Origin of the sequence: Pseudoflavonifractor sp. 524-17, from assembly GCF_009935845.1 — a bacterium.
In the GTDB taxonomy this organism is placed as follows: Bacteria; Bacillota; Clostridia; order Oscillospirales; family Oscillospiraceae; genus Pseudoflavonifractor_A.
Genome location: NZ_QWEK01000048.1, coordinates 16,225 through 28,084, shown reverse-complemented (window position 1 = coordinate 28,084; position 11,860 = coordinate 16,225). Strand labels below are relative to the sequence as shown.

General features: G+C 57.1%; 8 protein-coding genes. 2 read left to right on the top strand and 6 right to left on the bottom strand.

Translation table 11 applies throughout. The features are described from left to right. Nucleotides 1-56: 56 nt before the first annotated feature. The 5 genes from D1159_RS19775 to D1159_RS14980 form a co-directional block, all read right to left on the bottom strand. Nucleotides 57-1,184 (bottom strand): hypothetical protein, encoded by a 1,128-nt coding sequence (locus D1159_RS19775; protein ID WP_243152321.1) that lies wholly within the window; start codon nt 1,182-1,184, stop codon nt 57-59. Between the two features lie 2,495 nt (nt 1,185-3,679). Next, nucleotides 3,680-4,042 carry a TnpV protein gene (locus tag D1159_RS14995; protein WP_161846462.1) on the bottom strand — a complete coding sequence of 121 codons (363 nt, stop codon included), beginning with the start codon at nt 4,040-4,042 and terminating at the stop codon, nt 3,680-3,682. 1,016 nt (nt 4,043-5,058) lie between these two features. Continuing rightward, nucleotides 5,059-5,439 carry a helix-turn-helix transcriptional regulator gene (locus D1159_RS14990; protein ID WP_161846461.1) on the bottom strand — a complete coding sequence of 127 codons (381 nt, stop codon included), beginning with the start codon at nt 5,437-5,439 and terminating at the stop codon, nt 5,059-5,061. After that, nucleotides 5,436-7,136, bottom strand: a complete 1,701-nt coding sequence (locus tag D1159_RS14985; RefSeq protein ID WP_243152318.1) for a type IA DNA topoisomerase — start codon at nt 7,134-7,136, stop codon at nt 5,436-5,438. Before D1159_RS14985 ends, D1159_RS14990 begins: the two co-directional genes overlap by 4 nt. 128 nt (nt 7,137-7,264) lie before the next feature. Then, nucleotides 7,265-8,794: a recombinase family protein gene (locus D1159_RS14980; RefSeq protein ID WP_243152317.1), complete on the bottom strand. Its 1,530-nt coding sequence runs from the start codon at nt 8,792-8,794 to the stop codon at nt 7,265-7,267. Nucleotides 8,795-8,944: 150 nt separating this feature from the next. Between D1159_RS14980 and D1159_RS14975 the strand changes: the two genes are divergently transcribed. Both D1159_RS14975 and D1159_RS14970 read left to right on the top strand, forming a co-directional pair. After that, entirely contained in the window at nt 8,945-9,331 is a 387-nt protein-coding gene (locus tag D1159_RS14975) for a TnpV protein (RefSeq protein ID WP_161846460.1), read from the top strand. Between the two features lie 2 nt (nt 9,332-9,333). Beyond that, nucleotides 9,334-9,966: a stalk domain-containing protein gene (locus tag D1159_RS14970; RefSeq protein WP_161846459.1), complete on the top strand. Its 633-nt coding sequence runs from the start codon at nt 9,334-9,336 to the stop codon at nt 9,964-9,966. 395 nt (nt 9,967-10,361) lie between these two features. On the opposite strand, the gene D1159_RS14965 is transcribed toward D1159_RS14970, so the two are convergent. Further along, nucleotides 10,362-11,843 (bottom strand): recombinase family protein, encoded by a 1,482-nt coding sequence (locus tag D1159_RS14965; protein WP_161846458.1) that lies wholly within the window; start codon nt 11,841-11,843, stop codon nt 10,362-10,364. Nucleotides 11,844-11,860 lie beyond the last annotated feature (17 nt).

The window sequence follows — 11,860 nt, the reverse complement described above, 5'->3', positions numbered from 1 at the left end:
GAGTTCAGATTCTTTTGGAATCTGCCTTGTTTTATTGCGTATTTCTACGCAGATTGTCAAGGAACAAAGCGTGCGTAATGGGCGTTGACGGTGGTGGCCCGGGCGGAGGCGTATTCCTCGGGGGTCAACAGATCTTTTAGTTCAGTGTACTCGTTGGCCCACTTCGCGTTATCCGCGTCAAAGGCCGGGGCCAGCGCACCCCAGCCCACATAGCGGGACAAGATCTCCTGCTCCTCGGGCGTGGCGAGACGGTTTTCTGCCTCAATCTGCTTCAAGGTGCGGATTGCCGCCGCATTGTACTGATATTTCGCCTTTTCTCCGCCTACGCCCAGGTTCTCGTCGGTGATACGGAAATTGTGCTTCTCCGGGCCGGAGTGTAGCTCCTCAATGACAACCTCAAAGGCCCCCGTGTCCACACGCCCCACTGTTTTGGTGGGGAAGGGTGCGGACGGCGGTGTGACCTTACCGCCGTCTATCTCGGTACGGGCTTCCGGTACAGCGGGGACCGGCGCTTCCGCCGCCGCGCTGTTTCTGAGCTGGGCGGCCATATCTGCGGCGATATATGCCTCGCTGCGCTGTACCTCCTTGACATACTCCCGCACCAAGGAAACCGGCTCGGAGCGGAAAACCGGGAACCAACCCCTCATGTCCAAATCCAGCAGGCTGACCGTCCCAGCCTGAAAATCCACACTGTCAATTTTCATCCGCCGCCCGTCCATGGTCAGCTCCATGCCCAGGGGGATGTACTCCGCCGCATCCATCGCCTGGATGATTTCATAGGGCGCGCCGGGGTCGCGTTCCGGGTCAGGTTGGGCCAGCACAACGCTGTGTCCGTGCTCCAGCAGCTTTGTCATCACCGCCTGCCACGCCATAGGGCTCCCGGTGACGGCCACAGCGCCCAGACCGGGAATGTCACGCACCGGCAGCTCCGTTCCCAGGGCAGGGGCCGCCGTCTCCGCGTCCCTGCCGTAGAACAGCAGATAACCGCCCACCCGGACGCCAACGAGCTTGTCCGGGTGAGCGGCTTTCAGATTCAGATATTCCTCCACATTGGGGGTCAGATCAGGTTCGGCCTGGACAGCGGTAAAGGCTTCCGGTCCCCTTGGCGCATCCGTCCCGGCGGGTTCTGTGGTCTGCTCCGGCTGGGAATGAGACAGTGCAGGGTAGGTTTCGCTGATGATCATCTGATGGAGCCGGTTGTGGAAAGCGGTATTATCATAATACTGCTTCATAAGCGTTGGGTCATTGATGGCCAGCACCGCCCGTTTGATCGCCTCGTTCCCCTCCAGAACAGCCAGGTCCCGGTCCGAGTTGACGCAGGCGTTTCCATACGCCGCATCCTCCAGCACCAGATCCTGGACCATGGGCGCGTAATATTCATAGATCTTCTTGATGGTGGGGGTATCTCCTAAAGCGCCATGTTCTGCTGCCAGTGCCGGAGCGGGGTCCAGCGTCTTGCCGTTCTGGTCAAAGGTCAGGCGTACATCCTCGCCGTCCTGTTCTATAAGGGCTTCACGCTTGTGATAGCGCTGCCGGCTGATATTGCCCAGCCATTGCTGGGCAAAGGTATTCAAATCACGGCGCAGCTTGGGAATCTGCTTGCCGGGTTCAGGGTAGACCTCCTGATAAAGCTGAATTGAGCCGTCCTGCCGGAAGGTCAGCGGCTCCAGCGCCCCCTCCTCACGGTTCACGCGGAAGGTCATCTCCGGGTCGCGCATCAGATCGCCGTTCAGCGTATAGGTGTGGCTGACAGCAATCACATCCGGTTCGATCCACTCCAGATGGAGAGGCATCATGCTCTCCCCGGCCTCCAGCTTCAAATAGCGGTACGCGCCGCTGGATATCTCCGGAAACAATTTTGTAAACGTGCGGTAGTTCAGCTCTGCTTTGGATCGTCCTGGCCGCTTCTCCCTTGCAGGGAACTCAAGGGCGGGAACCTTTGCGGCAGGCTCCGGAATGGGCGGCGGGACGGGCGGTTCCGGCTCTGGCGCGGCAGAGAGGTCAAGAGACAGCTGGCCGTCCCCATCCTCCCGCGTGCCAGCCTGCATCTTTTGAGCGAGGGCGCGGGCCACAGCGGAAAGCTCCCCTTCGGGGACGTCCGGGGCGGCAGCATCTGTGCGCAGGGGCTCCGGCGGGCCCGGCGTATTCTCCCGTTTGGCCTCCTTTTCCGCCTGTTTCAGCCGCCGCTCCGCCGCCAGGGCCGTCTCCGGCAGCGGAGTAAACAGGGGAGATTCCCCCCGCTGGTAGGCCGCCATATCCCGAACGGCGTACTGCATGGTAAGGTAGTGGGGCGTATCAGGCGGAAGGGGCGCAAAGTCACGCAGCATTTCGTCAAACAGCTTTGTGGTCTGCTCCGGGCTGTCCAGCAGGGGGAGGATATCCCGCTCCGCCGCCTCCGGGTCCCACTCGCCCAGGCCGTTGGGCTTGTGGAACTGGAACGCATAGATCTTCCGGGCCAGGGCCAGCTTTTCATAGGCTGGGAGACCTGCCTTTTCCTGTTCGCTGAGATATGTCCCACTGTCAATCAGGCTCCGGACGCGCTTCTGCACCTGGTTCCAGCTCAGCGTAACCGTATCATAGCCCTGAAACCCGGAATTTTCGTCCTCGCGGGTCAGCTTGAGCCCTTTGGAATCATACGACTCGTTATAACCGGTACGGCTCAAGCCGCCTGTGCCGTAGAGCTCCTTCAAACATTCCGCGCACTCTTTGGCATTGTGACCCTGGATAAAATAGGAGTAGAGCTGCGGCTTAGCATTTGAAACGCGGGGACCGTTGGCAATCAAGCGGTTGATCTCGTCCTCCGTGATGAAGCTGGCCCTGGCAGGGGCAAAATCCTCCTCCGCACGGAACGCCGTGACAGGCTTATCCATGTCTTGAATCCGGGCGATGAGGACTGCGGGGTCCATAGAGGGCCGGAAGCGCAGCAAATCCCGGCTGCTCTGGTACGCCACAGCAAATATCCGCAAATCTTCTTCCAGCTTTTCCCGCTCCTGGGGATTCCGCAGCACCTTTTCCATCGCCTTTGTCCCGTCGGGAAAGCCGGGTTCGGCATACCCCTCCGAGATTGCGGGAAGATAACCCCGCTTTTCGGCCTCGTCACTGAAGTCACGGCGCAGATACCACAGCGTCTCCGCCAGCTCCCGGAACTCATTGTCACGGGCGGTGTCAATCTTATCCTGGGCGGCAAACCTCCCGTCCCGCAGGAGGCCGGACACCATACCGGCAGCTTTGAGCCAGGGCGTCAGGGTACTGCCGGGCCCAAAGGCGGACCGCCCCGGCGCGATGCGGAAGCCCTCCCGGCTGAACCAGAGCGCGTAGTTTTGTCCGGCGATGGTGACACCCTTGCCGCCCTCGCCAAACTCCTGTTTCAGAAAGGCGGCGGCGGCAAACTCGCCGGGGCTTTTTTGAAAAAAGGCCACAATATGCTCAATGCTGTGGGCTCCATTGCCGCCGCTGGTGAGGGCCCGGCCAATCACCGCGTCCGGCACCTGGCCTTCGGGAAGTGAAATCTGCCCCTGAGCCTGCCGGTCCGATTCCTGGGCCTGAACGATGGTTTCCACCTGCTCCTCCACCGTGGGAAAGAGGGAAAACAGTGAGAGATCCGGCTCCGCAGGGGCGGGCGGCTTCTCCGCAGACACAGAAACGGCGGGCTGTCCGCCCGCCGTCTGCTCCTCTTGTGTTATCTGTAGACGATCTCCGCCAGTACCTGCTCCTCCGCCTGGGCTGTGAAGCGGTTCACCGCCTGCACCCAGCCCATCTGATCCCGGGCTTTCATCGCCTCGTCCACGCCGCTCTGCTTCATCAAACCGGCCACCATCTGATCCACCTGCGCCTGGGCCTGCCGGTCGATCTCCCGCAGGTGGGGCTCCAGCCGCCCGGTCAGCAGCATGGAGGTGTACGTCCCGTGGTGATGCTCCTCCAAAAAGGTCTCCCGCAGCATCCCGTATTTCCCCAGGGGCATCTCCTCCAGGTCCTCCGCCCCGTCCAGCGTCAGGTCCGGAATCAGGTAATCCCCCGCCTGCCTGTAGGCCAGCTCCTTCATCGTGTCCGCTCCTTTCTTCTTCGCTTTCTCGATTTAAAGCATTAAAGTATTTCCCGGCATCAGTATACCCTATCACCGGCGGTTTTGCAAGGTCCTTTTCCACATTTTTTTGCGGACTTCTGGCCTGCTCCCGGTCAAAGGCTCTCACCGCGCGGCCAATCTCGTTCAGCAGGTCCATAGAAATCCTGCTGGCGGCGCTGCCCAGGTGGTGAAGAACGGCGGGGGTGGAGAATTCGGTGATGCCGGAAAGGTCCCCGTCCTCCAGATAATCGCCGGGGTCCAGGCCGCAGCGGGTGAGGACGGCATATTGGACGCTGGCGGTCAGGAGACCGCGAAAGCGGACCTCTAGATTGAGCGCGTCCAATTCCTCCAGCAGACTGCCCTGCGCGTCATAGCGCAGCTCCTCCAGATGGTCCCGGTACACCCCGTCCACAGCGCGGGCTGCCTGCTCCATGAGCTGCCAGCCAATGTCCGTTACCTCGCTGGGGCCATACTGCCGCTCCAGCGCTTCCGAAACAGCGCCGGACTTCTCCGCCGTCATATCCCACAGGTAGGGCGTCCGCGCCCCCTTCACCGGACGGGTGTCCGCCACATCAAAGACATATTCCAGGCGGGGCCGTCCGCCGCCGCCCTTTTTGATGAGGGCAATCCCTCTGGACCCAGGCTTGACCCACCGCCGCATGGTCTCGTTCCACAGCTCCATACTGGCACAGGCGGTAGCGTCCGGCCGCTGGGCGTAGATCAGGAGCTGGTCGTCAAAGGAATATTTGTAGAGCCGGGCGGCGGTGGTCAAATATTGCTTCCAGCCAGCCGTATTCCGCGTGACGGTACGGGCGGTCTGGTCCGCCAGCTCGGACACGAATTGCAGTTTACTCGCCATGAAGCCCTCCATTTCGTGAAAAAGTGAAAAAAGGCACGAAGGAGGGCAGAATCGTCCCCCTTCGTGCCTCAGAAAATTGCGCTGGGTTTGTCCAATTTGTGTCTGTGCGCATTTACCTCATCCGGCGCTGCCTGCCTTATTCTGCGTCTCCTGCGGCGCTGACGGCGGACACCAGGGCATACACCGCGTCGTCCAGCGCGTCGAGCACAGGCTTCTCCGCGCAGGCCGCCAAGTCCATCAAGTCCCTCACCGTGTCCCCGCGCAGACCCAGCCGTACCGCCAGTTCCTCCGCGCTGGGGAAGTGGTTTCCGCTGTCCAGAAACCACTCGCAGGGCATCCCGAAGAACCGGGTGAGCGCCTGGAACTGATACAGGTCCGGCGCACTGCTCCCATTGCGCCAGCGGTTTACCGTGGACACGGACACGCCCAACCGGCAGGCCAGCTCTCCAGGCTCCACGCCGCTGACAGCCAGCATCTGGTTCAAGCGGCGGCAAAATTGATTTTTATCTTGATTCATGCTCGATTTCCTCCCTTTTTGTCAGTTTTGCTGTCAAACTCCAGCTTGAAGCGGACATATTTGCCGCCATCGTCGTCCAGGACGATTGTGGCGTCATACAACACGCCCTTCTGCTCCGAAAACAGGCCGGTAACAACAGTACGCCCGTCTTTCAGGAGAGAAGCGGCGATTTCCTTCGTTAGTTCCTTGCGCTTGGCGGTAAAAAAGCGGTCGTTTTTCCACAGGGTGAAGCCGCAGGGGGTATCGTGGTAGCTCTCACAATAGAAACTTTTTTTGCCCTCCACCACGTTCCTGCCGCAGCGGGGGCACCTGCCGATTACCGTCCGCCCGGACTGGGCGAGGGCGGCAGAAGAGACCGCCGCATTCCGGTAGGATTCCACCAGTTCGGTAAGCATAGCGGTGATTCCGGCCATAAAGTCCTCCGGGGCCAGCTCGCCCCGCTCCACGGCCCCCAGCTTGTCCTCCCACTCCGCCGTCAATTTGGCGGACTTGAGCTGGTCCGGCATGGCCCAGACCAGGGCGATCCCCCGCTCCGTGGGGATAAGCTGCCGTCCCCTCCGCTCCACAAAGCCGGAGCGCACCAGCTTTTCGATGGTGGCAGCGCGGGTGGCCGGGGTCCCTAACCCCCTGCGTCCGGCATCCCCCGCCCCGGCGTGCTCCATGGCCGCTAACAGCGTGTCCTCGGTAAACCGCACCGGGGGCGAGGTCGCGCCCGCCCGCAGCAGCGCGTCCGCGCCCTCCAGCCGCTGGCCCTCCGCCAGCGCGGGGAGAGCGGGGGCGTAATCCTCCGGCTTCTGCTTCAGCGCGGAGAGGAGCGCCCCTTCGACTGCTTTCCAGCCCGCCGCTTTAACCGTGCGGCCTTGGGCGGTGAAAGAGACGCCGCCGCACGCCAGGATGAGGTTGGTTTCCGCGTAAATATGGGGCTCACCCACGGCGCACAGCAGACGGACGGAGATCAGAGAGAGGATATTCCGCTCCCCAGTGGGTAAGACTGCAAGATCTGCGCCGGAAATCTCCGCCGTGGGGAGGATGGCGTGGTGGTCGGTGACTTTGCCGCCGTCCACCACCTGGGCGGCGTGTACCGGAAAGGGACGGCCCGCCAGGAAGGGCAGCGCCCCCGCTGCCGCCGCGCACAGTCCAGGCAGGCCCTCCGCCATGTCCTCCGCCAGATAGCGGCTGTCTGTCCGGGGGTAGGTGGCCAGCCGCTTCTCATAGAGGGCTTGCAGATAGTCCAGTGTCTCCTGGGCGGTATACCCAAAGAGCCGGTTGGCCTCCCGCTGGAGGGCGGTCAGGTCGTAGAGCTTCGGGGGGCGCTCCGTCCGGTCCCTCTGCTCCACGGATTTCACCTCAACCGGCGTGCCCAGGCAGGCCGTCCGCAGCTTTTCCGCATCTGTTTTGGACGAGAACCGCCCGCTTGCGGCCCGAAGGCCCGGTGTATCCAGCTCCACAGTATAAAATTTCTCCATTTTGAATTTCTTGATGGCCGCCTCCCGCTCCACCAGCAACGTTAATGTAGGGGTGAGCACCCGGCCCACGTTCAGCGTCTTACCTTTATAAAGACAGGTAAACAGCCGGGTGGCGTTGATGCCGGTGAGCCAGTCCGCCTTGGCGCGGCAGAGAGCGGCGGCGTAGAGGTTGTCGTATTCCCGGCTGTCCGCCAGACAGTCAAAGCCCCTGCGGATAGCAGACGCCTCCATGGAGGAGATCCAGAGCCGCTTGACCGGCTTGGTGCAGCCGCAGAGCCGGTAGGTTAGCCGGAAGATCAGCTCCCCCTCCCGCCCGGCGTCTGTTGGATAGTTGGAATAGGTGACTTAGAAAATATCCATTATTCAAGGGTTTCCAGTGCCCCTATGAACTTGTAATGGATAGTAAGTCGTTGAATTTTCTGCCCGTCAACTTCTACGGGTTCAGAAACAAGAATTTTTTCTATAAGTTGGTTGATTATCTTAAAATTGAGTTCCGTTATTCCTGCATAACCGCTTATCTGCTCTGCAAAATGCTCAATGGAAGATAACTGTTCTTTGTCCGCTATGGCACTTTTTTCAAGTTCCTTTATCTTGGCTGTCAGTTCTTCCTGCTCGCTGTCAAATCGTGCCGACAGCATTTGGAAACGCTTTTCTGTTATCAGTTCCCTTGTCAAGTCCTCATACAGTTTGGCATACAGGTTTTCTATTTCCGACACTCGCTGTTTACATTGCCTTAGTTCCTTTTTCTGCTGTTCCTTATCCGCTGACAGTTGGAGATTAAGACGCTCGGCAATCTCCGTTACCATAGCTTTCCTGTCCGCCAGTGCCTGTCCTGCGTGTTTCTGAATGTCTGCAAGCACAACTTCGTGAACCGTCCTCGCCTCAATGGTGTGTGATGAACAACCCTCTTTCCCAAACTTGCGGTACTTGGTACAGCAGTAGAAAGTCTTGTCCAGTACGTTGTTACGCTTTCTTTTCTGCTCGACTTTGGCAAGCATGGCACTCCCACAATCGGCGCATTTGATAACCCCTCGGAAAATGTTGTCATATCCGCTTGAACTTTCCCCGATAACGGGCGGTCTGCTCTCCAAAATCTTCTGTACGGTGTTCCAACGGCTCTGCTCGATAATCGGTTCATGTGTGCCATAGATAACTTCACGCTCCGCATACGGGATATACTGTCTTTTCTTGGAACGCATGGTCTTGGTCGGTCTTTCCGCTACGGTAAGGTTTCCTGCATAAACGGGGTCATGCAATATCTTGCTGACATAGGCGGTGTCCCAGTCATACATCTTTTCCTCATCAGTGTACCGCTCAAACATTTCTTTTTTGTAGAAACTCGGCTTTATGACCTTTGCCTTGCGCAAGCGGTTACAGATAGTGTGAAGCCCCACGCCCTCCTCGGCGATTGAGAAAATCAGTTCCACAATGGGGGCGGTCACTTCATCAATGACAAGGTGGTTATGGTCTTTCTCGTCTTTCTGATAACCGAATGGGGCGGTAGTAGCCATATACTTGCCCTGCATTTTCCTTGCGTGGAGTGCGCTCTTGATTTTCCTTGACGTGTCCTTTGCGTACATTTCATTGATGATGTTGCGGAACGGTGTAATGTCCATTTGTGCGTTGTCTATGGAGTCCACGCCGTCATTGATTGCAATATACCGCACGTTATGGTTGGGGAAAAACACCTCGATATAAGTACCTGTTTCAAGGTAATTCCTCCCCAAACGTGACAGGTCTTTTGTGATGAGCGTTGACACTTCCCCGTCCTGTATGTCCTCGATAAGCTGTCGGAATGCGGGGCGGTCGTAGTTTGTACCGCTGTAACCGTCATCAACATAGAACTGGCAGTTCAGAAAACCGTTGCGCTTTGCATAATCTTTCAGCATGGTTTTCTGAGAGCTAATATGTAAAGGGTGGTTTCTGCCACCAAATACATATGACTGCGGCTCATTTGTGGTGAATGGAACTTGCAGTTGTAGGAAAGGAGAAAAAAGTCCGTAATTGCAGGCATTTCAACACGAAAGGAGTCCGTATTTATGAAATCACTATATGAACGCATGGGCGGCACATACCGCCAGGAGGGCGATTACTTCGTCCCCAATCTTGTCCTGCCGGATACCGGCGCATACCCCCTCGGCAAGTATGGCCGTATGCGCCGCCGCTATCTGAAAGAGCATTACCCCGCGCTTTACAACACCATGATACTGAATGACACTCTCCACCAGCACCTTGTCGAAATTGACCAGACCTGTCATGAGCGCATGGAGCACATCTGCGCCGCTATGGCAGCGCAGGAGGGCGTGACCGAGGCCCTGAAAACCTTCGACCAGCTTGCGTGGGTAGAGCGTATGAACGGCATCCATAACCGCGCTGAGGAAATTGTTATGACTGAATTGGTCTATACGGAAGATGGGAGGGCCTGAAGATGAAGAAAAATGTGCTATCGTTTGTATCCGGCGCGATCGCCATGTTGCTATTGGTTGGTCTGCCTGTGACGACTCTGGCGGCAAGTGGCACCATCCGAATCGAGGTCAGTCCCATCAGCATCCTTGTGGACGGCGAGGTGTTCCAACCCAAGGATGCCAAGGGCAACGATGTGATGGTGTTCACTTACAACGGCACGACCTATGCTCCCCTACGGGCGCTGGCGGAAGCCTACGGGCTGGAGGTGGGCTACGATGAGGAGAGGAACATCGCCACCGTCAGCAAGCAGCCCACACAGACGCAGGCCCCCATCGCGGACACAGGCTATGCCGACTTTGAGAAGCAGTGGACGGTCAAGGAAAAACCTGTCACCAATTACGGCAACGAGAAAATCTTTACCGTAACCTACTCCGGTGATCTGAGTAGGAGCGAGTTCAAGGCATGGTGGAAATCCTACGACCTGTCCACCATCAAGGAATATGCCGAGCGGATGATGGCGGAGGTACAGAGCGAGGTCCCCGGCTACACTGTGACCGCCTATTTCTCCTATGGGCAGTATAACCTTGGCAGCGTCCACGCGGAGAGCGACTTTACCGGCAGCAACTTTGACGCCGCCGGAGTGTGGATCAAGTAAAGTTCATAGAGCAGCATAACAGGAAAACCCGTTTTCGGCAATCAGTCGAAAGCGGGTTTTCTGCTTTTTCTGTCAATGACGGTGCCTGCGAGGGCGACAAAAGGGGCCTGCAAGGTTGTTTGCAGTCAGGGGAAAATGCGTTAAGCTGAAATTGCCAAATAGAATGTCAATACGAGAGCAGTTCACGTCCCTGCTTTCCTCCTACATAACAAAAATCCAAAACAGAAAGGTGGCGCAGGCTGACAGCTGAATGACCATCCGAGCAGCTATCACTTCGGGGAAGTATGCCATGATAAGAGCATACCAAGGGTGAAATACAACGACACAGCACCGACTGGGGGATATGCCTGTCAGGAAAAGGTCTTTGACAATGGTATAATACAAAGCAAAATTTTTTAGATTTTCCAGTGTATAACAAGCTCGGTGCTGGTGGCTTCAATTCTGGAAATCAGCGTATCCACCACACGCCGCTTGTCGTCAAAACTAACCTCGTCCCAGTTTTTGAGATAGCCGGATATGCTTTCAATCTGAGAACTTGAAACAGAATTAGCGGTGAGGTCGGCCACCAGCTTTAACTGTTTTTGCCGCTCCGCGTCCAATTCTTCAATGCGGTTATTGGCGTACTGCAACAAGAGAGGGTTTGCCCCGGTCAGCGTGTCAATCAGCTTTTCAATCTCGGTTTCAATTTTGGCGAGTTTGGCGCGGGCGGCGGTGAGCTTTGGATTATAGCCCTCCGCCTTGCCGCCCCTCAACGTCTGAAATTCCCGCATCTTCTTAACCATTTCATTATAGACCGATTTTTCCAGCTCGTGCCGTGTCAGCGTTCCGGGCCCCGGACAGCTTTTGTTTTCTACGCGCTGTCTGCATCTCATGTACGTCACCCCATTTGCGGCGTTCAGACCTACTAACGCATATCCGCAGCACCCACACTTGATTTTCCCGGCCAGCCATGTATTATGGCATTTCCGGCCATTCTGAAACGTGGTGTTTTGGGATAGCTTGTGCTGGACGTTCAGCCAGAGCGCCGAGGGGATACGGCCCTTGTGGGGAGCGATAACAAGAATATTCTCCTCGCCCTCCCGGCCTTGGTATAAGTAACAGCTATAATCGCCCGTGAACAATTCTGGGGGGCTTTCGATTTTCGCGCCCTGGGCTTTGAAGTGTTCGTAAATATCCATATCGGCCTGGACGTAAACCGGGTTACGCAGGAGCTGCGCCAAAAATCCCCGTTTCAGCGTTTTCCCATACACTTGAATTTCATTCTCGGTGAAATACCGGGTAATATCGCCATAGGAGGTTTCGGGCTCCGCATACATTTCGTACATCAATTCGGCGTATTCCATCTCGGCGGTTTCAATCAGCCGTTTTGTTTTGATACCGTCCATCACGATGGGCTCCGTATCAAAACCGTATGGAGCGCGGCCCCGCATATAGTAGCCCTTGGCGCACCGGGAGTAAAAGGCGTCCGTCACACGCATCTGGATGCTTTCCCGTTCCAGTTGGGCGAACACGATGCAGATATTGAGCATCGCCCGGCCCATCGGGGTTGACGTATCAAATTTTTCGGTGCAGGAAACAAACTCCACGTTGTACTGCTTGAACAGCTCCATCAGCTTTGCGAAGTCCACGATGGAGCGGCTGATCCTGTCCAGACGGTAGACAATCACCCGCCGGATAAGCCCGGTTTGAATGTCTTTCAAGAGCCGCTGGAAATCGGGCCGTTCAATATTTTTACCGGAGTACCCTTTATCCTTATATTCTTTCGCCTCACCACCCTTTAGTTCGTAACGGCAAAATTCAAATTGACTTTCAATGCTGATGCTGTCCTTTTTGTCAATCGACTGCCGCCCATAAATCGCATCTATTCTATTATCCATAATTAGCTCCCTTCCGT